Origin of the sequence: Streptomyces sp. NPDC093510, assembly GCF_040683555.1 — a bacterium.
Taxonomy (GTDB): domain Bacteria; phylum Actinomycetota; class Actinomycetes; order Streptomycetales; family Streptomycetaceae; genus Streptomyces.
Map to the genome: position 1 here is coordinate 217,262 of NZ_JBFBEE010000004.1, position 24,782 is coordinate 242,043.

Genomic DNA, 24,782 nt, shown 5'->3' on the forward strand with positions numbered 1-24,782 from the left:
ACCTGGAGATGCGTGAGGGATACGAGGGAACGGGACCCGGCGCGATCACGCCGGACGGCTGCGCGGTCGAGCTGTACACGCGCCTGTCCGTGGGGGAGGAGCCCGATGTCATCGAGGGTGCCGTGCCGGCGGGGGCGCACATCCTGGAACTGGGCAGCGGCGCGGGACGGGTGACCCGGCCGCTCCTGGAGCGCGGCTTCCGGGTGACGGCCGTGGACGAGTCCCCGCAGATGCTGGAGAAGGTCGCCGAGCTCGACGGCGGGGTGCGGACGGTGCGGAGCCCCATCGAGGAACTCGACCTGGACGAGAAGTTCCCCGTGGTGATGCTCGCCTCGTTCCTCGTGCACAGCGGCGACAGGGCGGTGCGGCGCGGCATCCTGCGGGCCTGCCGGAAGCACGTCACGGACCAGGGCTGCGTACTGATCCAGCGGGAGGGCGAGGACTACCACACGAACCTGCCGAGAGAGCGCGTCGACCCGGGCGGCTACACGGTCCGGATCGTCTCGGCCGAGCCGGTCGGCGACGGCGTGAACGAGGTGCGCGCGGAGTACGTCTTCCCGGACGCCGTGTGGACCCAGACGTTCCGCGCCCGCCCGCTCACCCCGGAGCAGTTCGAGGAGGCTCTCGCGGAGGCGGGCCTGAAAGTCGACAAGTACCTGACGGAGGACGGCACATGGGTGCGGGCGGTCCCGGTGGGCTGAGGTCAGGGCCTCGGCGTCCGGAGGCGCTCCATCTCGCGGCGGTCACGTTTCGTGGGGCGGCCCGCGCCCCGGTCGCGGATGCCCGCGGGGGCGACCGCCTCACGGGGGGGCGGGGGCGGTGAGTTGTCGACGTAGCACTCGACGGCGACCGGCGCGCCCACGCGCTTGCGGATGAGGCGCTTCACGATGACGACCCGTTCCCTGCCGTCCGCGTGCCGAAGCCGCACCTCGTCGCCCGCGTGCACGCCGTACGCGGGCTTGACGCGCTCGCCGTTGACCCGGACGTGACCGCCCTTGCACGCGGCGGCGCCGGCCGAGCGGGTCTTGACGAGGCGGACCGACCAGATCCAGCTGTCGACGCGCACCGAGCCTTCGCCCGCCGAGCCGCCGCCCGCCCCGCCGCCCCCTGTCGCTGAAGTCTCCGAAGCCATGTGCCGACCTTAGCCCTGCCCCTGGGCCGTACGCCCGGCTCCCGGCGAGCCGTCCGGAAACCGCTGAACCCGGGCGCCGATAATCCGGACGAATCGCGGTAATCGGTCCGAACGTGACGTACGACTCCCAGGGGTGCTGCTCATGACGTCTTTCGAAGCCACCGTCGACGGCCTGATGGACGGGTTGCGGGCCGACCTCGAACGGCTCGCCTCGATCCCCTCGATCGCCTTCCCCGGTTTCCCGCCCGAGCCGGTCGAGCAGGCCCACGACCTGGTGGCCGGGCTGCTGCGCGAGGCCGGTGTCCCGCGCGTGGAGCGGCTCGACCTGCCGGACACCGCCCCCGTGATCCTCGGCGAGATCCCGCCCCCCGAGCCCGGCGCGCCGACCGTCCTGCTCTACAGCCACTACGACGTGCAGCCCCCGGGCGACACGTCGCTCTGGAAGTCGCCGCCCTTCGAGCCGACCCCCGTCGAGGGCGGTCTGCGCGCCTGCGGCATCGCGGACGACAAGGCCAACGTCATCGCCCACCTGGGCATGCTGCGGGCGTTCGGGGGCCGGCCGCCGGTCGGCGTCAGGATCGTCGTCGAGGGGCAGGAGGAGTACGGCAGCGCCTTCGAGAGCCATCCGCCCACCGACCCGGAGCGGTTCGCCTGCGATGCCATGGTGATCGCCGATCACGGCAACATCCGCCCCGGCACCCCCACCCTCGCCACCGGCCTGCGCGGCGCCTGCGAGGTGGTGGCCGAGGTCCGCACCCTCGACGAGCCGCGCCACAGCGGGGAGTTCGGGGGCGCCGCGCCCGACGCGCTGCTCGTCCTGATCAAGGCGCTCGGCACCCTCCACGACGTCCACGGTGACGTCGCGGTCGAGGGGCTGCGACGCGAGGAGTGGAGCGGAACGACGTACACGGAGGAGGAGTTCCGCTCCCTCGCGGGCGTGCGCGAGGGCGTGCCGCTGATCGGCGGCGGCAGCCTCGGCGAGCGGCTGTGGAGCGGACCCGCGATCACCGTGATCGGCCTGGACGCGCCGGACGTCGAGAGCGCCGTGTCCGCCGTCGTGCCGTACGCGAGGGCCAGGCTGAACCTGCGCTGCCATCCCCGGCAGGACCCGAAGGAGGCCCAGGGCCTGCTGGCAGCACACCTGCGCTCGCTCAAGCCCTTCGGTGTCCCGCTCACCGTCACGCCCGGCGCCGCCGGACCCGGCTACGAGGCCGCCACCGACGGCCCCGCCTACCGCGCCGCACGCACCGCGCTGAAGGAGGCCTGGGGCACGGACGCCTCGTACGCGGCGACCGGCGGCTCCATCCCGCTGGTCAACGGCCTCGCCGCGGCCGCGCCCGGCGCGGAGGTCCTGCTCTTCGGCGCCCAGGACGGCATGTGCAACCTGCACGCGCCGAACGAACGCGTCCTCTTCTCGGAGCTGCGCGGCACCGTCCTCGCGCTGTGCGCCTTCGTACGGGAGTACGCGGCGGACTTCCGCACGGGAGGCGGCGCCGCGTGAGCACGACCCACAAGCGCACGTTCACCTTCCCCAGTGCGCTGACCGTCCTCGCGGTCGTCACCGTCGGCGTCTGGCTGCTCGCCTTCCTCGTGCCGTCGGGGCAGTACGACCGCGACGGCTCCGGCGCTCCCGTCGAGGGCACCTACCACCGCGTCGACTCCGGGCAGTCCTTCGTCGACCGCCTGGGCGATCTCTTCCTCTCGCCCGTCAACGGCCTCTACGGCATCCAGGACGAGAAGACCACGCTGGTCGCGCCCGACAACGTCGGCTCGCTGTACGGCAGCGCGGGCGTCTTCCTGTTCGTCCTCGCCATCGGCGCCTTCATCACCGTCGTCTTCGCGACCGGCGCGCTCGACCGGGGCATCGGGCGCCTCGCGCACCGGCTGCGCGAGCGCGGGGCGCTGCTCATCGCCGGGGTGATGGCCGTCTTCTCCGTGCTCGGCACGGTCGAGGGCTTCGCCGAGGAGACGCTCGGCTTCTACGGCCTGATCGTGCCGCTGATGCTCGCCCTCGGCTACGACCGCATGACCGCCGTCGGCGTGATCATCCTCGGCGCGGGTGTCGGTGTGCTGTGCTCGACCGTGAACCCCTTCGCGACGGGCGTCGCCTCGTCCGCGGCGGGCATCTCGCTGGGCGACGGCATCGTGCTCCGCTTCGTCATGTGGGTCGTCCTGACCGGCGTCACGGTCGCGTACGTCATCCGCTACGCGCAGCGTGTCCGGCGGGACCCGGCGCGGTCCCTGTCCGGGTTCCTGCCCGGCGACCAGGACCGCGAGCGGGCGGCGGAGGGCGCGAGCGAGGTGCCCGGACTCACCGGGCTGCACAAGGCGGTGCTCGTCGTCACCGCCCTCGTCTTCGCCTTCATGATCTTCTCGGTGGTGCCCTGGTCCGGCGCGCTCACGGGCAAGGCCGACGCGCGGCCGTACGGCTTCGAACTCGGCTGGTCCTTCCCCGAGTTGGCGGCCCTGTTCCTGTGTGCGGCCGTCCTGGTCGGGCTCGTCGCGCGGATGGGGGAGCAGCGGCTCAGCTCGACGATCATCCAGGGAGCGGCCGACTTCGTCTCGCCCGCGCTGGTCATCCTGCTGGCCCGCGGCGTCACGACGATCATGAACAACTCGAAGATCACGGACACCGTGCTCCACTCCATCGAGGGCGTGGTGAAGGGGACGTCGTCCGGTCTCTTCGCGGTCATCGTCTTCCTCGTGAACCTGCCGCTCGCCTTCCTGATCCCCTCCACCTCGGGCCACGCCACGCTCGCCATGCCGATCCTCGCCCCGCTCGCCGACTTCGCCGGCGTCCCGCGCGCGGTCGTCGTCACGGCCTGGCAGGCGGCGAGCGGCTGGATGAACCTGTGGGTGCCGACGACGGCGGTGACCATCGGCGGCGTGGCGCTCGCGAAGGTCGGCTACGACAAGTACCTGCGCTTCGTCTGGCCGCTGCTCGCCGTGCTCGCCGTACTGATCTGCGCTTTCGTGGGGCTCGGGGCCGCGCTGACCTGAGCATTCGAGGGTAGGGGCACCAAGAGCGGCCTACGAACGACGAAGGGCATGAGGGAGATCGAGGAGATGGAGGAGATGGAGGACATAGAGGGCATGGACGGCCTGAGCGAGCTGGACCGGCGGATCACCGGGTGCCGCGCCTGCCCGCGCCTCGTCGAGTGGCGCGAGGAGGTCGCGCGCACCAAACGGGCGGCCTTCGAGGACTGGACGTACTGGGGACGCCCCGTGCCCGGCTTCGGCCCGCACGACGCCTCGCTCCTGCTCATCGGTCTCGCACCCGCCGCGCACGGCGCCAACCGCACCGGGCGGATGTTCACGGGCGACCGCTCGGGCGAGTTCCTCTACCCGGCGCTGTACGACGTCGGCCTCGCCTCCCGCCCCACCGCCGTGAGCGCCGACGACGGCCTGACGCTGTACGGCACCCGCATCACCTCGCCCGTGCACTGTGCCCCGCCCGCCAACAAACCCACGACCGAGGAGCGTGACACCTGCCGGTCCTGGCTGGTCGGCGAGTTGAAACTGCTCGCCCCGACCCTCAGGTCGGTGGTCGTCCTCGGCGGCTTCGGCTGGCAGGCCGCGCTGCCCGCCTTCGCGGCGGCGGGCTGGCAGGTGCCGAAGCCGCGCCCCGCCTTCGGGCACGGGGCGCACGTGCGGCTCGCGAGCGGCCACCCGGAGCTGGAGCCGCTCGACGTCTTCGGCTGCTTCCACGTCAGCCAGCGCAACACGTTCACCGGGCGTCTCACGCCCGCGATGCTGCGGGACGTGCTGCGCACGGCGGCCTTCGAGGCGGGCCTGCACCCGAACGGCCCAGCAGAGTGAGCCGCGCCCGGCGGTGATTCCTAGCGTGAGGACGTGGACGAGACTCGCGCAGCCAAACCCGCAGGAACTCCCGCACAGCCCACCGGGACCCTCGCGGACAAGCCCTCCGGCGCCGCGTACCGCAATCTGGCCGTGGCGACCGTCGGCTTCACGCTCACCTTCTGGGCCTGGGACCTGGTGGCGCCGCTCGGCAGCGACTTCAAGGACCGGCTGGGCCTGAGCTCCTTCGAGCAGTCCCTCCTGGTCGCCGTGCCGGTGATCGTCGGCTCGCTGGGCCGCGTACCGGTGGGCGCCCTGACCGACCGGTACGGTGCCCGGCTGATGTTCCCGCTCGTCTCGGCGCTCACCATCGTCCCGGTGCTGCTGATCATTCCGGCCAAGCACAGCTTCGGCGCGATGCTCGCGGTCGGCTTCCTGCTCGGTCTCGGCGGGACGACGTTCGCCATCGGCATTCCGCTGGTCAACTCCTGGTTCCCGCCCGCCCGCAGGGGCTTCGCCCTCGGCGTCTTCGGCATGGGCATGGGCGGCGTGGCGCTCTCCGGGTACTTCACACCGCGCATCGCCGAGCACGGGGAGAACCTGCCGTACGTCATCGTGGCGATCGCGCTCGCCGCCTACGCGGTGCTCGCCGCGCTCCTCATCACCGACCGCCCCGACCGGCCCGTGCCCACCAGCTCCCTCGGCACCCGCCTGGGGCAGGCGGGACAGCTGCGGGTCACCTGGGAGCTCTCCGCCCTCTACGCGATCGGCTTCGGCGGAATCGTCGCCTTCGGGGTGTACCTGCCCACGTACCTGAAGACCTGGTACGACCTCTCGCCGACCGACGCGGGCACCAAGGCGGCCGGCTTCGCGCTCGTCACTGTCGTCTTCCGGCCCGTCGGCGGCTGGCTCTCCGACCGGATCCACCCGGCCACGGTCACCACCGTCGCCCTCGCGGTCGTCGCGCTCTTCGCCGTCGTGCAGGCATTCGACCCGGCGCTGAACCCGGTGGGCACGATCTGCTTCCTGCTCATGGCGGCGGGCCTCGGCACCGCGAGCGGCAGCGTCTTCGCGCTCGTCTCCCAGGTCACCCCACAGCCGCAGGTCGGCTCCGTCACGGGCATCGTGGGCGCGGTGGGCGGCCTCGGCGGGTTCCTGCCGCCGCTGGTCATGGGCGCCATCTACAGCGCCAAGGACTCGTACTCGATCGGTTTCATGCTGCTCTCCGACCTGGCGCTCGCGGGGTGCGTGTACGCGTACGGGCGCATGCGGAACGCGAAGGCGGACTGACACCGGGCGCGGTTACCCTGCCCCGATGGGCCTCTATCCGGACATCGAACCGTACGACCACGGCATGCTCGACGTCGGTGACGGCAACCGCGTGTACTGGGAGGTCTGCGGCAATCCGCGCGGCAAGCCGGCGGTGGTGCTGCACGGCGGTCCCGGGTCCGGCTGCACGCCCTTCTTCCGCAGGTACTTCGACCCCGACGCGTACCGGATCGTCCTGCTCGACCAGCGCGGCGCCGGCCGGTCCACGCCGCCCGCGAGCGACCCGGCCACCGACATGAGCGTCAACACGATGCGCCACCTGATCGGCGACCTGGAACTGCTGCGGCGCCATCTCGGCGTCGAGAGGTGGCTCGTGTGGGGCGTCTCCTTCGGGTCCGTGCTGGGGCTGCGGTACGCGCAGACGCACCCGGACCGGGTCTCGGAACTCGTCCTCACGGGCCTCGCCACGGGCAGCCGCGCCGAGGTGGACCTCATGACGCGCGGGCTCGGGCGGATCTTCCCCGAGGCCTGGCAGGCGTTCCGCGACGGCGTGCCGGAAGGGGAGCGGGAAGGCGATCTGGCCGCCGCCTACAACCGGCTCCTGGAATCGCCCGACCCGGCCGTGCGGGCCGCCGCCGCGCGGGCCTGGACGGACTGGGAGACGGCGTTCGTGCCCGCGCCGCCGAGGTCCGTCCCGCGCTACGAGGACGCCGGCTTCCGGGCCGGTTTCGCGCGCACCGTCACGCACTACTTCGCCCACGACCACTGGCTGGGAGGCGACGAGGTCGTCCTGCGGGACGCGCCCTCCCTCGCGGGCATCCCCGGCGTGCTGGTCCAGGGGAACCTGGACTTCGGCAACCTCGTGGGCATCCCCTGGCGGCTCCGGCAGGCGTGGCCCGGCAGCGAACTCGTGATCGTGGACGACGCGGGACACAACGCGGGGGCGCGGGGCATCGCGGAGGAGCTGGTGGCGGCGACGGACCGGTTCCGTCAACTCTGATCCGTCTCACCGGCGCGTCGACGCACGTCGGAGTGTCCTTCCGGGTGAACCTCCGGGGCGCGGGCCCCGTCCCGGGCACATCGACCGCACACTCCGGGGAAGCGCCGAGCACCATCGGTGCCGGACCAGCCCGCACCACTGGAGGCGCCCGGTGTCCCAGCAGTCCTTCCGCCGATTCCTTCCGCGACCCCGAACCGCGCTGTCCCGGGCGATCCTCGCCGCCGCCCTGCTCCTGGGCGCGGCGGCGACCGGCGGCGTGGCCGCGTACGGCGCGGGGGCAGGAGCCCCGGCCGAACGTCTCTTCTGGGCCGACCCGCACAGCGCCGCCGCCCGCCAGGCCGCGCAGTGGAGGCGGGAGGGCCGCACCGACGACGCCCGCCTCGTCGAACGCATCGCGGAGCGCCCCCAGGCCGTCTGGCTCCACGGCGACGGGGCCGGAGCCGTCGTGCGCTCCCACGTCGAGGCGGCGGCCGGGGCGGGCCGCACCCCGGTCCTCGTCGCCTACTTCATCCCGGACCGCGACTGCGGCGCGTACTCCTCGGGCGGCGCACGCGACGCCGCGCACTACCGACGGTGGATCGACGACTTCGCCTCCGGGCTCGGTACGCACGACACGTACGTGATCATCGAACCGGACGCCGTCGCCCAGCTCGTGGCCGGCTGCCCGCAAGCCGACGCCGACGAGCGGTACGGGCTGCTCGCCCACGCGGTCCAGCGCCTCAAGAGCCACACGAACACCAAGGTGTACCTCGACGCGGGGAACGCCGGCTGGATCCCCGACGAGCAGCGCCTGGTCGCCCCGCTGCGCCGCGCGGGGATCGCCGGGGCCGACGGCTTCGCCCTGAACGTCTCCAACTTCCAGACGGACCAGGTGAGTGCGGACTACGGCCGCCGGCTCGCGGCGGCCCTCGGCGGCGGCAAGCACTTCGTCATCGACAGCAGCCGCAACGGAAACGGCCCCTACGCGGGCACCCAGTCCTGGTGCAACCCGCCGGGCCGCGCCCTCGGCACACCGCCCACCGCCCGGACCGGCGACCCGGCGCTCGACGCCTACCTGTGGGTCAAGCGCCCCGGCGAGTCCGACGGGACCTGCCGGGGCGGCCCGCGGGCGGGCCAGTGGTGGCCGGAGTACGCCCTCGGACTGGCGAGCCGGGCACGCGGCCAGGCGCTCGCGGCTAGTTCTCGCGGCTAGTTCTCGTCGGCGGGGCCGTCGGGGACGACCGCGGTGGCGGTGATCTCCACGAGCTGACCGGGGTAGCCGAGGCAGGACGTGCCGAGCAGTGTCGAGGTGTGCGGGCCCGCGTGCAGGCCGGAGACGCGGACGACCTCCCACGCGGCGCTGAGCGCGGCGGGTTCGTGGCCGACCACGTACACGGTGCTGGCCACCACCTGCGACAGGTTGCTGCCCACCGCGCGCAGGGCCTCGTCGAGGTTGGCGACGACCTGCTCGGTCTGGCGGGCGATGTCGCCCTCCCCGACGAGGTTCCCCTCGGGGTCGAGCGGGACGGAGCCCGCCATGAAGGCGAGCCGGGTGCCGGCCTCGACCACCGCGGCGTGCGCGTATCCGGGCGGCGGGAAAAGGGTGGGAACGATGGTGCGGGTGGGTGCGGTGGGGCGTCCCGGTGAGGTCATGCGGTGATCGTGCGCCACACCGGTTCGCGTACGCACCCGAATTTCGGCGGCACCGGCCGCACCGGCCGCACCGGCGGCACCGGCCGCACCGGCCGCACCGGCGGCACCGGCGGCACCGGCCGCACCGGCCGCACCGGCGGCACCTGCGGCCCGACGCGCCTCCCGCGCCTCCTGCGCCTCCTGCGCCTCCTGCGCCTCCTGCGCCTCCTGCGCCTCAGCGCACCGCCACCGGTGAACTCCCTCCCCGTACCCGCAGCGTGGGTTTCCCCGAACCGTCGGCCGGTGTGGACCAGACGTCCTGTTTGCGGCCGTTCCCGCCCGGCAGGGCGTACGCGAGGGTGCCGTCGTCCAGCCAAACCGCCTGGTCGTCGACGCTGCGGCGCTCGGCGAGAGGGTGCTCGCGCATCGTCCGGAGGTCGAGGACGTACAGCCGCCAGGGGTCCCGGGTTCCCTTCCGTACCCGCTTCTTGAAGGCGATGCGGGTGTTGTCGGGGGAGAGCGAGGGGCATTCGACGTTGGTGCGCAGGGTGGTCGCCGCCCACTTCCTCATGTCGCCGCGTACGAGGTACGTCCTGCCCTTGGTCGAGACGGTCGCGTAGAAGCGGTTGTCGTCCTTCGCGAAGGTCACGCCCCAGTAGTTGACGTCGGGGGAGTGGTAGCGGCGGCCGTCGAGGGTCAGGGGGATCTCCTCCATGTTCTTGACCAGGTAGCCGGTGCGGGTGTCCAGGATCGAGGTGCGGGTGGAGAAGGACGAACCCGCGTAGGAGTCGCCGGTGGCGAACATCGTCCAGGACAGCATCCGGCCCGACGCCGAGACGCGTGCCCGGTTGGGAATCCCCGTGAGCGCGATGCGGCGCTTCTCACGGAGGCTGCCGTCGAGGACCACCGCGTACGACTTGGGCGGGATTCCGGCACGCCGCTGCAGGCACAGACCGGTGCCGGCGGCGGCGTGGAAGCGCTCACAGGAGGGGCCGCCGGTGGTGCGGACGGCGGCTCTGCCCGGCGGCGCGGGGACCCGGGCGACACGGCCCGCACCCGCGCCGGTGCTGCGGAAGTACAGGTGCCCCCGGTCCAGGCCGAACTCCGAAGGCCCGTCGGCCGACTGGGCGCGTTGGGCGGCGTGCAGGGTGTACGCGACGGCGACGCCCGCGAGGACGGCCGCCGCGACGACGACCGCGAGGATCCGGGAACGCAGGGACCTGGGAGAGCTCGTGGCGGTGGCGGGCGCAGTCATGGCAACCTCTCGGTACGGGGCGTCGACGCGGTGGGGTGCCGCGGCTCGGTGCGGTGCCTCGGTTCGGTGCGGTGCCCTGGTTCGGTGCGGGCGAGCAGCGCCGCCGCCCCGGCCACCGCGATCGTCAGCGCGACGACCGCGCAGGCCAGCGCCGTGGTGACGCCCCACAGCGTCCAGGCGGCGCCGAATCCGGCGGCGGCGACGAGCCGGGCGAGCGCCTGACCGGTCTGGAGCACGGCCATGCCTGCGGCCCTGCGCTCCCGCGGCACCACGGGCGCCGCCAGGGCCATCAGGACGCCGTCGGTGGCGGCGTAGAAGACGCCGAGCAGCAGCAGTACGCCGATGAGGAGCGGCCGGCCGTCGGTCGGCGCGAGCAGGAGGACGTAGCCGCCGAGCAGTGCCACGTGCCCCGCGAGGAACGGCACGCGTCGCCCCGTGCGGTCGGCGAGCCGCCCGGCCGGGATCGCGAGCAGCAGGTAGACCGCGGCGGAGCCCAGCGGCAGCAGCGGGAACCAGGAGACGGCGAAGTCGAGCCGCCGCTGGAGGAGGAGATAGAGGAACGCGTCGCCGATGGTGGCCGCGCCGAGCAGCGCGGCCGCGACCAGCAGGCGCCGGAAGGCGGGGACGCGGAGGAGGCCGAGAGCACTGCCGGGGGAGCTCCTGCCGCGCGGGCCGGGACCCTGACCCCCCGGCTGCTTCCGCTGACCCTGCTGTTCCTGCCGCCCCGGCACGAACGCGACCAGCATCAGCACGCCGAGCAGCCCGAAGCAGAAGCTGACCACGAACACGGCGTCGTACGCGTCGGCGGTCGCCCACAGCAGCGCGAACGCTGCGAGCGGCCCGAGCAGGGCACCCGTCGTGTCCATCGCCCGGTGCACGCCGAAGGCGCGGCCCAGCGCGTCGGGCGGGCTGCTCAGTGAGATGAGCGCGTCGCGCGGCGCGGTGCGCACGCCCTTGCCGACGCGGTCGGCGGCGAGCGCCGCGCCGATCCCGGCGGTGGCGCCGCCCGCGAGCAGCAGCCCGAGCCGGGACAGCGCGGAGAGCGCGTAGCCGCCGCCCGCCACCAGCTTGTGGCGCCCGCCCCGGTCGGCGGCGTATCCGCCGGCCAGGCGCACCATGGCGGTGACTCCGTTGTAGAGCCCGTCGAGGAACCCGAATTGAAGCGGGGAGAGGCCGAGTTGGAGGACGAAGTACAGCGGCAGCACGGCGGTGACCATCTCCGAGGAGATGTCCGTGACCAGGCTGACCGCACCGAGGGCGAGGACGGGGCCCGCGACGCGGCCGCGCCGGGCCACGGACTTCTCCGAGGCCTTGGCGACCGCGTCGGTCGAGGCGAGGTACATGGCGCTCGTCTCAGCGGCAGCTGTACGACGGGCTGGTGTCCTTCGTCGAGCCGTCCGTGGCGACGAGGTTCCAGGAGAACCCGGTGTCGGTGAAGTTCAGCTTGACGACGCCGAAGGACTTGGTGATCCGCTTCTGACTGTTGGGCTGGACCTCCTCGATGTCGTACGGGTTGGCGCCGCCCATGCCGCCGAGCAGCTCGACGATGCCGTTGGCGTCCGCCTTGCCGTCGGCGTTCTGCGGGGCGAACCGCTCGTAGTGGTGATCGTGGCCGTTCATGACCAGCTCGGCCTTGTTCGCCTGGAGCAGCTTCCAGACCGGACGGCTCACGGGGTCGTTGCCGTGCTCTCCGGAGGAGAAGAGCGGGTGGTGCCAGTACGCGGCGACGCACTTCTTGGAGTTGGCGGCGAGGTCGTCCTTGAGCCAGTCGATCTGCTCGTCGTCGTCGAAGCTGTTGGAGTCGAGGGCGATGAAGTGCCAGTTGCCCTGGTCGAAGCTGTAGTAGCTCTCGCCGTCGGGGTAGGCGACGGAGCCGAAGTAGGACTTGTAGCCCGCGAGCGCGCCCGCCGGGTCATAGGTCTCGTGGTTGCCGGGGACGGGGCGGGTCTTGCTCTTGAAGGCGCCCCAGGACTTGTCGTAGTAGTTCTTGAAGTCCTTCAGGCGCGCGTCGTCGTACTGGTTGTCGCCCATGGTCATGACGAAGGACGGGTTGATCTGCTTGACCAGGGCCGCGGTCTTGGGGTGCTTGCAACTGCTGCTGCTCGCGGTGCACTGCTCGGCGATGTCGCCCGCGGCGACCGCCGTGAAGGCCGCCCTGGCGGCGGCGGTGGGGGAGGCGTCGGCCTCTTCGGCGGGCGACCACAGCAGGACGCCGCCGACGAGGGCGAGTGAGGCGCCCGTGGCGATGGGGATGTACCGACGGGCCTTGCGTGTACGGGAGTTGCTCGTGCGGGAGCTCATGGCGCGGGGGGTGGGCGGCATGTCCGTCTCCTCGGTTGGCGTGGGGGTGCCGGGCCGTCTCCGGGAATCCTGGCGATGCGACATGTGCGCGTCAATAACATGGAGGGATAATTGTTAGGAAACTTTCCTGCCAGTGTCTGGGTGGCGCCCGCCCGCCAGCGGTCGGCACCGGTGCCGACAGCGCCCTCGCCTGCGTTGCCAGTGACCTCGTCCGCGTTGTCAGTGGCCTCGCCTAGGGTGGCGAGCACGGGTGACAGATGGCGTGAGCAGGGGCTGAGTGAGGCGGCGGTGGCGATGACGGCGGAGGCGGCACAAGAGGGGCACGCCGTTCGGCACGCCCTTCTCGTACGTTCCTGCGCCGCCGTCTTCCTTCCGGCGGACGTCCCCCGCGAGGGGCGGATCGCCTTCTGGCGGCCGGACGGCGGAGAGCTTCCGGGCGAGGCCGCGGACGAGGCCGGGCCCGAGGGCGTACGCGAAGGGGTTCCCGGCGCCACGCGCGGCGACCTCGTCGTCGCCCGCAAGCACGGCAAGGGCGCCCGCGGCCGCACCGTTCCCGCCCTGTTCCTGCCCGTCGCCGACGCCGTGCTGCTGCTGCTCCGCGCCACGCGCCCGCACCCCGCCGCGGCGTGCTGGGCGGCCGCCGCACGGCACGCCCTGCACCTGGCGGCGCGGGGCAGGCTCCTGCCCGGCCTGACCACGAAGGACATCGACGCGTGGCGGGCGGGGCCGATGGACGAGGCCGACGTCGCCCACCTGCGCGCCATCGCGGCGGCGCTGCCCGCCGAGGCGCACGCGGTGCCGCTGCCGGGCCCCGGACCGTTGCGCCTGCCAGAGCCGTTCGCCCTGGTCAGAGCCTTCGTCGACGCGGTGGTCGACGCCCTGCCACGCACCCCCGCCGCCGCGCACGCGGTCGGCGCCCCCTTCGCAGCCCACGCCCCGCAGCACCTGCCGAACGCCCGGGAGTGGTCCGCCGAGGTCGCCGCCGGAATGGACGCGGGTGTCCGGGTGTCCCTCCGCCTCGACCTGCGGGCCCATGAGGTGTTCGACGGGGGTGAGGGGCATGGAGGAACCGACGGTGAGGCGGGCGGCTCTGTGGGGGCCGCGGTCAGTCCGGCCGCCGCCGTCGTGCAGGTGCACAGCCTCGCCGACCCGGCACTCGTGACGGACGTGCCGGAACTCTGGGCGGGCGCCGAGCACTTCGGGCCGCGCGCCCGCGTCGACACCCTCCTCGCGCTGCGCCGCGCGGCCCGCGTCTGGCCGCCGCTCGGCAGGCTCCTGGAGCGGCCGCGCCCCGACGTGCTGCCGCTGAGCGAGGAGGAGTTGTACGACCTCCTCGGCGCGGTGGCCGGCAGGCTCGCCGCGGCCGGAGTGGCCGTCCACTGGCCGAGGGAACTCACCCGCGGCCTCACCGCCACCGCCGTCGTCCGCCCCGCCCCCGGCACCGCCGCCGACAACTTCGACTTCTTCAAGACCGAGGAACTCCTCGAATTCCGCTGGCAGGTGGCCTTCGGCGACCAGGAGGAGCCGCTGACCGACGCGGAGCTCGACGTACTCGCGGAGGCGCACCGCCCGGTCGTCCGGCTCCGGGACCAGTGGGTCCTCGTCGACCCCGAGCTGGTCCGCAAGGCCCGCAAGCGCGACCTCGGCCTGCTCGACCCGGTCGACGCCCTGTCGGTCGCGCTCACCGGCACCGCCGAGGTGGACGGCGAGCGGGTGCCCGCCGTCCCCGTCGGCGCGCTGGCCCGGCTGCGCGAGCGCGTGACGGGCGACCTCGACACGCCCGTCCCGCCACCGGGCCTGCACGCGACCCTCCGGGACTACCAGCTCCGCGGCCTGGCCTGGCTCGACCGCATGACCTCGCTGGGCCTCGGCGGCTGCCTCGCCGACGACATGGGCCTCGGCAAGACCATCACGCTGATCGCCCTCCACCTGCACCGGACGAGGGACGGCGGTTCCCCGCCGACCCTCGTGGTCTGCCCCGCGTCCCTGCTCGGCAACTGGCAGCGGGAGATCGAACGGTTCGCGCCCGGCGTCCCGGTGCGCCGCTTCCACGGGACGGGCCGCACCCTCGCCGGCCTGGACGCCGACGGCGGCTTCGTCCTCACCACCTACGGAACCATGCGCACGAGCGCGCCCGAACTGGCCGCCCGGACCTGGGGCCTCGTCGTCGCGGATGAGGCCCAGCACGTCAAGAACCCGCACGCGGCGACGGCGAAGGCACTGCGCACCATCCCCTCGCAGGCCAGAGTCGCGCTCACCGGCACCCCCGTCGAGAACAACCTCTCCGAGCTGTGGGCGCTGCTCGACTGGACGACACCCGGGCTGCTCGGACCCCTGAAAGCGTTCCGCGCCCGCCACGCACGCCTCGTGGAAGGCGGCGATCCCTCCGGGACCGGTGCGGACGACGAGGCACTGGACCGCCTCGCCCGGCTGGTCCGGCCCTTCCTCCTGCGCCGCAAGAAGTCGGACCCGGGCATCGCCCCGGAGCTGCCCCCGAAGACGGAGACGGACCACCCGGTCACCCTCACCCGCGAACAGACCTCCCTCTACGAAGCGGTGGTGCGCGAGACGATGGCCCGCATCGAGGCGTCGGACGGCATGGCGCGCCGCGGCCTGGTCATGAAACTGCTGATGGCGCTCAAGCAGATCTGCAACCACCCCGCCCAGTACCTCAAGGACGGCGCCCTCACGACCCCCACGGGCCGCCCCCGCTCGGGCAAGCTGGAGCTGCTCGACGAGCTTCTCGACACGATCCTCGCCGAGTCGGAGAGCGCGGGCGCGGTCCTGATCTTCACGCAGTACGTGCAGATGGCCCGCCTCCTGGAGGCGCACCTGGCCGCCCGCGGCATTCCCACCCAGCTCCTGCACGGCGGCACCCCGGTCGCCCACCGGGAGGAGATGGTGGACCGCTTCCAGTCCGGCGAGGTCCCGGTCTTCCTGCTCTCCCTGAAGGCGGCAGGCACGGGCCTGAACCTCACCCGGGCGGGCCACGTGATCCACTACGACCGCTGGTGGAACCCGGCGGTCGAGGAGCAGGCCACCGACCGCGCGTACCGCATCGGCCAGACCCAGCCCGTCCAGGTCCACCGCCTGATCACCGAGGGCACCGTCGAGGACCGCATCGCCGAACTCCTCACGGCGAAGCAGGCGTTGGCGGCCGCGGTGCTCGGCGACGGCGGCGAGGCGGCCCTCACGGAGCTGTCGGACGCGGAGCTTGCCGACCTGGTGGCGCTGAGGAGGACGGCATGAAGCGCAGCGGGCCGCCCGGCCGGGGCGGCGGCCCGGGCCGGGGCGGCGGCCTCGGCCGGGCCAGCGGAATGAGCGAGACGAGCCGCATGGGCAGCGGCCGCGTCTTCCCCGCCCTGCCCGCACACCCCGACCCCGAGGCCCCCTTCGCCACCTCCTGGTGGGGCAACGCGTGGCTCGACGCGCTGGAGGAGAGCGCCCTGGACCAGGCCCGCCTGGCCCGCGGCCGTACGTACGCGCGCGAGGGCGCGGTCGACACCATCACCGTCGCGCCGGGCCGCATCGTCGCGTACGTCCACGGCAGCCGCCCCCGTCCGTACCGCGCGGAGATCCGCCTGCGGACGATGCTCCCGCAGCACTGGGACCGCTTCCTCGACGCCGTGGCCCTCGACCCCGCGCGGATCGCGGCGCTGCTCGACAAGGAGATGCCGCACGCCCTGGCCGACGCGGCGGTCCGGGCGGACGTCCCCCTGCTCCCCGGCGCACGCGAGTTGGCCCCCTCCTGCACCTGCCCGGACCGGGGCCACCCCTGCAAACACGCGGCCGCCCTCGCCTACCAGACGGCCCGCCTCCTGGACGCCGACCCCTTCGTGCTCCTGCTGCTGCGCGGCGGCGAGGAACAAGACCTCCTGGACGAACTGTCGCGCAGGAACACGCGGTTGTCGGCGGCGGAGCAGCACGAGGCGGCGGTACGGGAGGAGTCCGAACCGCACGCGCCCGTGACCACGCCGGGCCCCGCCCTGCCCGGCTCCGCCCTCCCGGGCGTCCCGGCGCGGGAAGCGCTGGCCACGGAGTACCGCTCCCCGCTGCCGCCCCCGCTCGCGCCCCCCGCGCACGCGGGCGAGCCCCCGGTCCTCCCGTCCCTGCCCGGCGCGCCGGACCCGACGGCGCTGGAGTTCCTGGTGACGGACGCGGCGGCCCGCGCCCACGCGTTCCTCACCGCGGGCAAGGACCCCTTCACGGCCGCGTCGCCCTGGCACGACGCGGTCCGCCTCGCGGCCTCGCATCCCGGCCTCACCGGCCGCCGCACGTTCAGCCGCCAGTTCGCCGAACTGGCCAGGTCCGTGGGGCGCACCCCCGCGGACCTCTCCAGGGCGGCGGCGGCCTGGCGCCAGGGCGGCGAGGAGGGCCTTGCGGTCCTGGAATCCCCCTGGGACCCGCCGGCCGGACCCTTCGACCGCGCCCGCGGCGCACTGGTCGCGGCGGACCTCCCCCGCATGGCGATCCACCGCAACCACCTCACGGACGCGGAGGGCACGCTCCAGCTCCGCTACGGCCGGGACGGCCGCTGGTACCCGTTCCGCAGCGAGCCGGGCGCCGACGACTGGTGGCCGGACGGCGAGGCGGACGTGGATCCGGTGGGGGCGCTGGCGGCGGTGACGGAGGCGTAGGGGCGCGGGGGCGCAGGGCGGCCCGGTCCGCTCACGCCCGCAGGTGCGCCAGAAGGTCGTCGTCCGCCGGGTACGGGCGCTCCGGGGGCAGCAGGCGGGCCGCCGTCTCCAGGTCGTTCCCGTCCCGTACGAGGGCGTGGATCTCCCGCGCGCGGTCGGTGACGTCCGTGATCGAGACCGTCCACTCGTCCGCGTAACGACGGGACGCCTCGCCGGACAGGCCGAGTTGGAGGGAACGGTGGGGGAGTGGATCGAGGTGGAGGTCGCGTTCGGGGTCCCACTGCACTCGGGCGGGGGCCCGGCGCAGGTCGCGTCTCCAGGCGGCCCGGTCGGGGTGGAGGCCACGGACGTAGTGGGAGAGGCACGCGTTGCGCAGGGCCCAGTCGAAGCCTTCCCGGGCGATCTCGACCGCCAGGACCGTCTGCTGGCCCTCCTTGGCGGCCCAGCCGCAGCGGTACATCATCCAGAGGAAGGAGGGCTTGATCCACGTCATGCGGTCCCGTTTCCAGGTGGCGGGAAAGCGTCCGGTGCGGGCGGCGGGGACGCCGAGTTCCGGGGCGTACGCCTGGTAGACGGTGATGGTCGAGTCGGTGTGCAGGGCGCGTATCCGGTGCTTCATGGGAGACCAGCGTGCAGGCGGCGGCGCTGGGCCGCCAGCGAATTGTCGGTGGGGCGCGCTACCGTGAAGACCTCATTCGTGACGAAGGAGGCCCCGTGGACGCTGAGTTGACCGCACTGGCGGCGGCAGGGGCGACGGCGCTCGTGCAGCAGATGGTCACCGAGGGCTGGACCCAGGCGCGGGACCGGGTCGCCCGGTTCTTCGCGCGCGGCAGCGGCGACGAGGACGCCCTCGCGGGGGAGCTGGAGGAGGCGCGGATCGAAGTCGTCGCCGCGCAGGGCTCCGAGGACGAGGCGACCGCGGCCGACGTGCAGGCGGAGTGGCGCTCCCGCCTCCGCCGCAGGCTCGCGGCGGACCCGGCGGCCGCCGCCGAACTGCGGGCGCTGCTCGAAGAGCTGGCCCCCGACTCCGACGCACAGGCAGGGCGAGGGAGCGTCACGTACAACACCATCCATGGTGGAGTGCACCACGGCATGACGATCCAGGTGGGAACCATCGGAGCCCAGAACGTCAACGGCAACAACCACTGACGCGGCGACGGCAGCGACTTCGTCCGCCTGCCGCCGCCGCTGCGTTCTGTCAGAAGTCGACGCGGGTCCGCTCGTCGAGTCGCGCCACCGAGTCCTGCGCGAACGCCTTCTCGTAGTCGCTGCGGATCTCCTCGATCCGGACGTCCCGCTTGCGCGCCTCGGTCGTCGGGTACAGCAGGATCAGTTCGTACGAACGCTCCCGCTCGATCTTGCCGTTGGAGTCGCGCCACTGCCCGCGGCCGTCCTGGATGGTCAGCCCGTCGGGGAAGCCCGGCGTGACCTCCTTGTCGATGAAGGCCATGAACTGCTTGTCGGTCACCGCGGGCCCGCCGTCGGGGCGTTCCGTGCCGAAGAAGAGCCGGGTCTCGGTGAACGGCTTGCCGCGGGCGAGGGTGGACGCGGCGGCCGGGCCGGCGGTGTGCGCAGGACCGTCGTCCTCCAGCGAGGCGTACGCGGCGGGGGCGCCGACGGCCAGCACGGCGGTGGCGGCCGCGGCCACGGCGAGCCGGGTGCCGGAGACGCGGGGGAAGGTGAGGGCCACGGGGCATTCCCTTTCCGGGGAGGGGGGATCCACAACGGCGCCAAACCGTAGCGGACCCGGGTGCGTCCGGTGTCCCTCATCCGGCGATATGGCCTGTTTGGCCCTCACCGGCTTCATACTCGCGTGGCACACCCGTCACAGAACCCCCGGCTCCGTCGGCTCCCCCGTCCCCAGCCGGTACGTCGTGAGGTCCCGCCAGCCCCTGCCCGGGCCGTCCGTCACGATCAGATGGACGGCGCTCACGTGGCTCGTCAGCGGGAGCGCAGGGGCGAGCGCCGACTCCAAGGCGTCGTAGGCGGCTTCGTAGGTGGCCGGGCCCTCGTGGTTCGCGAGGGTGAGGTGGGGCGCGAGGGGCGGAGTGAAGATGCCACGGTACGGGACGGCCTCGTGCCAGCGGGCCGTGAGGGACTCGGTGAGGGCGCGCACGGGGGCGTCGGGGGCCGGCGAGAGGTACAGGACGCCCGGGTAGCGGCGGAATTCACTGAACGTGAGGGTGAAGGGGGACCGCGCGGCGAAGAGATCCGTCAGGTCGGTGTGGGTGGACGCGGTGAAGCGGGACGTGTTGAGGAACGGGTAGAGCACCGTCACGTGGGCCGGGAAACCCGCCCTCACCAGAGGGTTCGCCTCGGGGACGCGGATGGTCAGGGCCGTGTCGCCGGGAAGGTCGGGCCAGCCGGGCGACTCCGCCGCCCCGGCCGCCCCGGCCCGCTCCCGCGCCTCCGTCTCCGTGCTCACCGCGCGCGGTGCAGGCGCGCCGAGAGGTGGTGCTGCAAGACCTGGCCCACGGCGGCGAGGTCGTGGGTGAACGTGAGGGTGTCGGCGTCGGTCAGCGTGTAGCGACGGCGGGTGGCGGTGACCTCCTTGGCGGTGGGGGTGAGGGCCACGTCGTGGGTGGAGAGGTCGACCGTGCCGTCGGCCGCGTGGCCGACCGCGATCTCCGCGATGCCGGTGGGCTGGGTGACCAGCGCTTCCACCCGGCCCTCGGGCTGCAGCCGCCACCAGCCGCTTTCCCGCGCGGCGGGACGCAGCGGGGCACCGTCGGCGTCGAGCAGCCAGGCGCGGGCCTCGTAGCGGAGGAAGGGGCGGCCGTCGTGGCTGAAGGTGACTTCCTGCACGTACGTGAAGTCCGCGGGGAGCGTCGGGTATTCACCCTGGCCCCGGCCGTGCCACGTCCCCAGAAGGGCGAGCACGGGCGTGAGCAGCGCGTGCGGCCCGGGCGCCTCGTCCGGGTGGCTGCTGTCGGGGTAAGGAAGCGGACGCTCGGGCGCGGGCTCGAACACGGTGGGGGCTCCAGGGGCGGATCGGGGACAGTGCCGAGGGGAAGCTTAGGCCGCACGCCGCACGCCGCACGCCGCACGCCGCACGCCGCACGCCGCACGTGACCGCGACCGTCCCCGGCTCCCCGCCCTCAACTCACGGCTGGATGTTGATCCACACCGGGGCGTGGTCCGAGCCCGTCGCGTTCCTTCGGGCCGGTGGGTCCCCGTCTGTCACCGAGGGCAGTGCCGCCGCCGTGGCGCCCGGCGCCCCCGTGCCCGCCGTGCGCACCTGGTCCAGGAGGCCCTGGCTGACCAGGACATGGTCGATGAGTTCGCGGCGGCCCGCGTGGATGCGGGAGAAGCGCTGGTCGGCCGGGATCATCGGGGCCACGTTCCACAGCCGCGTCGCGTCGCCCTTGTCCGGCCGGTCGAAGCCGGGCGTGCCGATCTCGGAGCCCGGCGGGCCGAGCAGGATCTGCGTCGTCGCGGCGCCCACCTCGTCGTTGAGGTCCCCGAGCACCGCGACCCGGTGCTCCCGGCCGTCGCCGTGCAGCAGCCGGTCGGCGAGCGCGCGCACCGCGGTCGCCTCGGCCGTGCGCCGGTACAGGGCGTAGGCGCCGTACCGCGCCCGCTCGCCCTCGTCGCGCGGCTGGAAGCGGCCGCCGGGGTAGGAGAGCAGCTTCGACTTGAGGTGGCAGACGACCGCGTCGAAGAAGAACGCCCGCGTCGACACCGTCACGGCGAGAATCCCGCGCCCGGCCCGCGCCGTCGTGCGGCCCGTGTCATCGGTCTGCACCGGCCGCACCGGTTCCGGGAACGCGTTCTCGTCGGTGACGACGAGGACGGGGAGGCTGGTGAGGAAGCCGACCCGGATGCCCCGGTCGTCCGCGTGCCGGGAGAGCGTGACGTGCCAGGCGCCCTCCAGCATGCCCGCCAGATCCTCCAGAGCGGCCCGGTCGCCGACCTCCTGCACCGCGAGGACGCTCGGCCGCAGCGCGGTGACCGTCGCCGCGAGCGAGGCCAGCTTCGCCTCGTACGTGGCCTTGTCCTTGGGGCCGAACTCCCCGCCGGGGCGGTAGAGGTTCTCCAGGTTCCAGGTGCCGATGATCATGGCCGCCTCCCTTGTGAGGCCAGCGTGCCCGGGAAACCGTCCCCGCGACAGGGCCGCCGGATGCGCACTCGCACTACCGTGAAGAGATGACGCCGCCTCCCCCGCCGGGCCCCGCCGGACTCATCACCCACGGCCCCGCCGACCTCGTCGTCACGGGCTGCACGGCCCTGACCCACGACCCGCGGGGCGAGATCGTCTTCGTCGACGACGCCACGATCGTCGTACGGGACGGGACCATCGCCTCCGTCACGGCCGGCGCCCCCGCGGCCGAGCCCCCCGCCGCGGCCGAGCACATCGACGGCCGCGGCACCGTCGCCCTCCCCGGGCTCGTCAACTGCCATACGCACACGCCGATGGTGGCCCTGCGCGGCCTCGCGGAGGACCTGCACGCCCACGCGTGGTTCAACGACTGGATCTGGCCCGTCGAGTCCAACCTGACCGAACGGCTCGTCGGACTCGGGGCGCGGCTCGCCTGCGCCGAGATGATCCGCGGCGGCGTCACCACCTTCGCCGACCACTACTTCGCCATGGACGAGGTCGCCGCCGCCACCGACGAGAGCGGCCTGCGCGCCGTCCTCGGCCAGGCCTACTTCAGCTCGCAAGGACCCGAAGGGCGCGCCGCCTCCCTCGACTTCGCACTCCGGCAGCGGGGCGCGGCCGACGGCCGCATCACCACCTGCCTCGCCCCGCACGCGCCCTACACCGTCGACGAGGCCGACCTCGCCGCGACGGCGGAACTCGCCGGGGAACACGGCCTGCTCGTCCACATCCACGCCGCCGAGAACCGCGAGCAGACCGACAACAGCCTGGCCCGGCACGGCCGCACCCCCGTCGAGATCCTGGAGCGCGCGGGACTCCTCGACGTCGACGTCCTCCTCGCCCACGCCACCGGCCTCGACGCCGCCCGCGACCTGCCCGTTCTGCGCCGCGCCGGCGGCCGCGTCGCCGTCGCGTCGGCGCCCCGCGGCTATCTGAAGTTCGGCTGGGACACCACACCCGTGCGGGCCCTGCGCGAGGCGGGCGTCCCGGTCGGCCTGGCCACGGACGGCGCCGCGTCCAACAACACCCTCGACGTGTGGGAGTCCATGACGCTCACCGCGCTCGTCCAGAAGTACGTCGAACGGGACCCCACCTGGCTCACCGCCCGCCAGGCCCTGGACCACGCCACCCTGCAGAGCGCGTGGGCCGTCGGGCTCGGGGACGAGATCGGCAGCCTCGCCGAGGGGCGGCGGGCCGACCTCGTCCTCGTCGACGTGACCGGGCCGCACACCCAGCCCGTGCACGACCTCGCGGCCACACTCGTGCACAGCGCGCGCTCCGGCGACGTACGCACCACGATCGTCGCGGGCCGGGTGCTCATGCGCGACCGCGCACTGCTGACCCTCGATGTGCCGGACATCGTGGGGGAGTTGAGCACCCTGCTGCCCGAACTCGTCGACCGCAGCCACGGGAAGCGCATCCAGGAGTACGAGGGATGATTCTTCGGAACTTCTTCGCCCGCGAGCGATGAGTTCCGCGAACTCCGCAGGTCCACCCTTCGCAGACGTACGCGCCCGAAGGGTGGAGGAGACACACCATGGGACTTCCGGACATCGTCACGCGCGAGGAGTGGCTCGCCGCGCGTGAGGAGCTGCTCGCCAAGGAGAAGGCGGCCACCCGCGCGCGCGACGCGCTCAACGCCGAGCGGCGCGGGCTGCCGATGGTCGAGGTCGGCAAGGAGTACTACTTCGACGGTTGCGACGGGAAGGCGACCCTGCTCGACCTCTTCGACGGCAAGGACCAACTGATCGTCTACCACTTCATGTTCGCCCCCGAATGGGACGCGGGATGCCGCAGCTGCTCCGGGTTCCTCGACCAGATCGGGCACCTCGCGCATCTGCGGGCCCGCGCCACGAACTTCGTGGCGGTGTCGCGCGCGCCCTTCACCAAACTGCTGACGTTCAAGGCCCGGATGGGCTGGACCGTGCCCTGGTACTCGACGAACGGCGGCGATTTCAACTACGACTTCCTGGCGTCGTCCCCCGAGGAGCCCCACGACGTGCCCGCCATCAACTGCTTCCTGCGGTACGGCGACCGTGTCTTCCACACATACGCGACGTTCGCCCGCGGCCTGGACGGCGTGGGCTCCACCACCAGCCTCCTCGACCTCACCGCGCTCGGCAGGCAGGAGGAGTGGGAGGAGCCCAGGGGGCGGGCATCGGCGTTCGGGGCGCCCGCGGGCAGCGCACGGGTGCGCTACCACGACGAGTACGAGGACTGAGCCGGTCCGGTCCGACCGCCGTGCGCCCCGGGTTAACCCTGGGAAATGCCCCGACTCCGTCTCAGTTGCGTCACGCCGCGCACCCACGGGGCCGTCCCGCGCGTTCTCCTCGGTACAGGGTCTTCGGACCGCGAACGAACCGGAACGGCACGGGGGACAGGAATCATGACGAACGGACGAACGGTGTTGGAGCGGTTCCCCGCGGGCGGACCGCGCGGCTCGTGGCCCGCGGAAGAGTTCGCGCGGGCCCGCCGTCAGGAAGGACAGCCCGCGGAGGTCGTGATGGACCTCGCGTCGGACGCCTTCCTGGTGATCGTGCGCGTGGCCGATGAGACCCCGGAGCTCGCCGTGGCCGCGTGAGACGCGGCCGCGTGCACGGTGCCGGACGTGCGCACCAGTCACCCCCTCAGGCGCTGAGGGCCCGCGACCATCCCGGTGTGGTCCCCGTGACCCGGCACAGCGCCAGATACAGCGGGATCGGCGGCGTATAGGGAACATCGTCCGCCGGACGGTTGATCAGGACCGGACTGCGGTCGGCGTCCCGCACCACCGCACCCGCGGAGTAGGCGACGGGCGCGGGCCACTCCATGGCGACATCCGAGTCCGCGGGCACGATCCACCACCAGCGCGCCCCGTCCTCGTACACACAGCCCACGCGGGGCAGCCACGACATCAGCCGGGGCCCGAACGCCGCGGGCACCGCCACCGCGTCGCAGCCGAGCGGCTCGGTCATCCCCTCGGGCAGATCGAGCCGCAGGGGTGGTGGTGTCGGTCTCCCGGTGCGCTGCCGCCGTCGCGACAGACGGACCAAGGTGTTCAGATCCAACGGCCGCACCGTACCCGCGCTCACATGCCCCCCGCCCGTGTCACTGCCACGCTCGTTCGATTCGTTCCGCGCGCGCCGGTCCGCGCACACGTCCTTCCGCTACGCCGACGCCGACGAGCCCGCCGTCCGCCGCAACTCCGCCCACACCGTGAGCCCGAAACCGGGCCCCGCGTCGTGGACGCCCCACGCGCTGCTCACCGCGTCGACAAGAAGCAGTCCCCTCCCGTGCTCCTCGTCGGTCCCCCTGTGCGCCGGGCGCGGCATGCCTGACCCGCACCCTTCGTCACGTACGGCTATTCGCAGCTTCTCCGGATCCGCGCAGAGCTCGCAGATGATCCGCCGGCTCGCGGTGTGCACCACGGCATTGGTGACCAGTTCGGAGATGACGAGTGCCGCCGCGTCGCAGGCGTCGTCGTCGCGCACCGCCCACCCGTCCAGCTGCGTGCGCATCAGGCGTCTGGCCTGTGCGACGGAGCCCGGACGTGGTGCGAGGGCGAAACTGACGCAGACCTCGGCGGCCTCGGGCCACGTCTCGGCGAGATCGCCAAGTCGGCCTCCGGCGGCTTCGGTTCGTAACGGCGCGGGCGGAGTCACGGTCCCCACTATCGCCCCGCCCGGAACACCTTGGCAAGA

At 73.3% G+C, this 24,782-nt stretch carries 25 protein-coding genes; 13 read left to right on the forward strand and 12 right to left on the reverse strand.

Annotated features, from left to right (window positions below):
• The first annotated feature begins 8 nt into the window (after positions 1-8).
• Positions 9-701 (forward strand): class I SAM-dependent methyltransferase, encoded by a 693-nt coding sequence (locus AB0N81_RS08035; protein ID WP_365357010.1) that lies wholly within the window; start codon positions 9-11, stop codon positions 699-701.
• A 2-nt stretch (positions 702-703) separates the two neighbouring features.
• Here the strand turns inward: AB0N81_RS08035 and AB0N81_RS08040 are convergent, their stop codons facing one another.
• Entirely contained in the window at positions 704-1,132 is a 429-nt protein-coding gene (locus AB0N81_RS08040) for an RNA-binding S4 domain-containing protein (RefSeq protein WP_365356686.1), read from the reverse strand.
• 142 nt (positions 1,133-1,274) lie between these two features.
• Between AB0N81_RS08040 and AB0N81_RS08045 the strand changes: the two genes are divergently transcribed.
• From AB0N81_RS08045 to AB0N81_RS08070, 6 genes are all read left to right on the forward strand, one after another.
• Positions 1,275-2,633, forward strand: coding sequence for a M20/M25/M40 family metallo-hydrolase (locus tag AB0N81_RS08045; RefSeq protein WP_365356688.1), 1,359 nt, complete (start codon positions 1,275-1,277; stop codon positions 2,631-2,633).
• Complete coding sequence (locus tag AB0N81_RS08050; protein WP_365356689.1) at positions 2,630-4,132, forward strand: YfcC family protein; 1,503 nt, start codon at positions 2,630-2,632, stop codon at positions 4,130-4,132. Before AB0N81_RS08045 ends, AB0N81_RS08050 begins: the two co-directional genes overlap by 4 nt.
• A gap of 93 nt (positions 4,133-4,225) precedes the next feature.
• Complete coding sequence (locus AB0N81_RS08055) at positions 4,226-4,951, forward strand: uracil-DNA glycosylase (protein WP_365357011.1); 726 nt, start codon at positions 4,226-4,228, stop codon at positions 4,949-4,951.
• Positions 4,952-5,077: 126 nt separating this feature from the next.
• Positions 5,078-6,220 carry an MFS transporter gene (locus AB0N81_RS08060; protein WP_365357012.1) on the forward strand — a complete coding sequence of 381 codons (1,143 nt, stop codon included), beginning with the start codon at positions 5,078-5,080 and terminating at the stop codon, positions 6,218-6,220.
• 25 nt (positions 6,221-6,245) lie between these two features.
• On the forward strand, positions 6,246-7,199 hold the full coding sequence (pip, locus tag AB0N81_RS08065) for a prolyl aminopeptidase (protein WP_365356690.1): 954 nt from the start codon (positions 6,246-6,248) through the stop codon (positions 7,197-7,199).
• 151 nt (positions 7,200-7,350) lie between these two features.
• On the forward strand, positions 7,351-8,391 hold the full coding sequence (locus tag AB0N81_RS08070; protein ID WP_365356692.1) for a glycoside hydrolase family 6 protein: 1,041 nt from the start codon (positions 7,351-7,353) through the stop codon (positions 8,389-8,391).
• Here the strand turns inward: AB0N81_RS08070 and AB0N81_RS08075 are convergent.
• From AB0N81_RS08075 to AB0N81_RS08090, 4 genes are all read right to left on the reverse strand, one after another.
• Positions 8,388-8,831, reverse strand: a complete 444-nt coding sequence (locus AB0N81_RS08075) for a RidA family protein (RefSeq protein ID WP_365356694.1) — start codon at positions 8,829-8,831, stop codon at positions 8,388-8,390. The genes AB0N81_RS08070 and AB0N81_RS08075 overlap by 4 nt on opposite strands.
• A 214-nt stretch (positions 8,832-9,045) precedes the next feature.
• Positions 9,046-10,065 carry a hypothetical protein gene (locus tag AB0N81_RS08080; protein WP_365356696.1) on the reverse strand — a complete coding sequence of 340 codons (1,020 nt, stop codon included), beginning with the start codon at positions 10,063-10,065 and terminating at the stop codon, positions 9,046-9,048.
• Positions 10,062-11,408 carry an MFS transporter gene (locus tag AB0N81_RS08085; protein ID WP_365356698.1) on the reverse strand — a complete coding sequence of 449 codons (1,347 nt, stop codon included), beginning with the start codon at positions 11,406-11,408 and terminating at the stop codon, positions 10,062-10,064. Before AB0N81_RS08085 ends, AB0N81_RS08080 begins: the two co-directional genes overlap by 4 nt.
• 10 nt (positions 11,409-11,418) lie before the next feature.
• Positions 11,419-12,387, reverse strand: coding sequence for a metallophosphoesterase (locus tag AB0N81_RS08090; RefSeq protein ID WP_365356699.1), 969 nt, complete (start codon positions 12,385-12,387; stop codon positions 11,419-11,421).
• A 273-nt stretch (positions 12,388-12,660) separates the two neighbouring features.
• Here AB0N81_RS08090 and AB0N81_RS08095 point away from each other — a divergent pair, with 273 nt between their 5' ends.
• Complete coding sequence (locus AB0N81_RS08095; protein ID WP_365357014.1) at positions 12,661-15,615, forward strand: DEAD/DEAH box helicase; 2,955 nt, start codon at positions 12,661-12,663, stop codon at positions 15,613-15,615.
• Entirely contained in the window at positions 15,612-17,003 is a 1,392-nt protein-coding gene (locus AB0N81_RS08100) for an SWIM zinc finger family protein (protein ID WP_365356701.1), read from the forward strand. Before AB0N81_RS08095 ends, AB0N81_RS08100 begins: the two co-directional genes overlap by 4 nt.
• A gap of 31 nt (positions 17,004-17,034) precedes the next feature.
• Here the strand turns inward: AB0N81_RS08100 and AB0N81_RS08105 are convergent, their stop codons facing one another.
• The gene (locus AB0N81_RS08105) at positions 17,035-17,622 is read right to left on the reverse strand and encodes a DUF4291 domain-containing protein (RefSeq protein WP_365356703.1); all 588 of its coding nucleotides are present in this window, start codon (positions 17,620-17,622) and stop codon (positions 17,035-17,037) included.
• A gap of 95 nt (positions 17,623-17,717) precedes the next feature.
• On the opposite strand from AB0N81_RS08105, the gene AB0N81_RS08110 reads away from it, so the two are divergent.
• Positions 17,718-18,152: a hypothetical protein gene (locus AB0N81_RS08110; protein ID WP_365356704.1), complete on the forward strand. Its 435-nt coding sequence runs from the start codon at positions 17,718-17,720 to the stop codon at positions 18,150-18,152.
• 49 nt (positions 18,153-18,201) lie between these two features.
• Here the strand turns inward: AB0N81_RS08110 and AB0N81_RS08115 are convergent, their stop codons facing one another.
• From AB0N81_RS08115 to AB0N81_RS08130, 4 genes are all read right to left on the reverse strand, one after another.
• The gene (locus AB0N81_RS08115) at positions 18,202-18,693 is read right to left on the reverse strand and encodes a DUF3574 domain-containing protein (RefSeq protein WP_365356706.1); all 492 of its coding nucleotides are present in this window, start codon (positions 18,691-18,693) and stop codon (positions 18,202-18,204) included.
• Positions 18,694-18,828: 135 nt separating this feature from the next.
• Positions 18,829-19,428: a 2'-5' RNA ligase family protein gene (locus AB0N81_RS08120; RefSeq protein ID WP_365356708.1), complete on the reverse strand. Its 600-nt coding sequence runs from the start codon at positions 19,426-19,428 to the stop codon at positions 18,829-18,831.
• Complete coding sequence (locus AB0N81_RS08125; RefSeq protein ID WP_365356710.1) at positions 19,425-19,973, reverse strand: FABP family protein; 549 nt, start codon at positions 19,971-19,973, stop codon at positions 19,425-19,427. The genes AB0N81_RS08120 and AB0N81_RS08125 overlap by 4 nt, the downstream gene beginning before the upstream one ends.
• 133 nt (positions 19,974-20,106) lie before the next feature.
• Positions 20,107-21,063, reverse strand: coding sequence for an endonuclease/exonuclease/phosphatase family protein (locus AB0N81_RS08130; protein ID WP_365356712.1), 957 nt, complete (start codon positions 21,061-21,063; stop codon positions 20,107-20,109).
• Between the two features lie 86 nt (positions 21,064-21,149).
• Between AB0N81_RS08130 and AB0N81_RS08135 the strand changes: the two genes are divergently transcribed.
• From AB0N81_RS08135 to AB0N81_RS08145, 3 genes are all read left to right on the forward strand, one after another.
• Complete coding sequence (locus tag AB0N81_RS08135) at positions 21,150-22,541, forward strand: amidohydrolase (RefSeq protein WP_365356714.1); 1,392 nt, start codon at positions 21,150-21,152, stop codon at positions 22,539-22,541.
• Between the two features lie 98 nt (positions 22,542-22,639).
• On the forward strand, positions 22,640-23,323 hold the full coding sequence (locus AB0N81_RS08140) for a DUF899 domain-containing protein (RefSeq protein WP_365356716.1): 684 nt from the start codon (positions 22,640-22,642) through the stop codon (positions 23,321-23,323).
• A gap of 165 nt (positions 23,324-23,488) precedes the next feature.
• Positions 23,489-23,683, forward strand: coding sequence for a hypothetical protein (locus AB0N81_RS08145; RefSeq protein WP_365356718.1), 195 nt, complete (start codon positions 23,489-23,491; stop codon positions 23,681-23,683).
• A 46-nt stretch (positions 23,684-23,729) separates the two neighbouring features.
• Here AB0N81_RS08145 and AB0N81_RS08150 read toward each other — a convergent pair whose 3' ends face one another.
• Together AB0N81_RS08150 and AB0N81_RS08155 are read right to left on the reverse strand one after the other, a co-directional pair.
• Complete coding sequence (locus tag AB0N81_RS08150) at positions 23,730-24,143, reverse strand: hypothetical protein (protein WP_365357015.1); 414 nt, start codon at positions 24,141-24,143, stop codon at positions 23,730-23,732.
• Positions 24,144-24,248: 105 nt separating this feature from the next.
• Positions 24,249-24,743, reverse strand: coding sequence for an ATP-binding protein (locus tag AB0N81_RS08155; protein WP_365356720.1), 495 nt, complete (start codon positions 24,741-24,743; stop codon positions 24,249-24,251).
• Positions 24,744-24,782 lie beyond the last annotated feature (39 nt).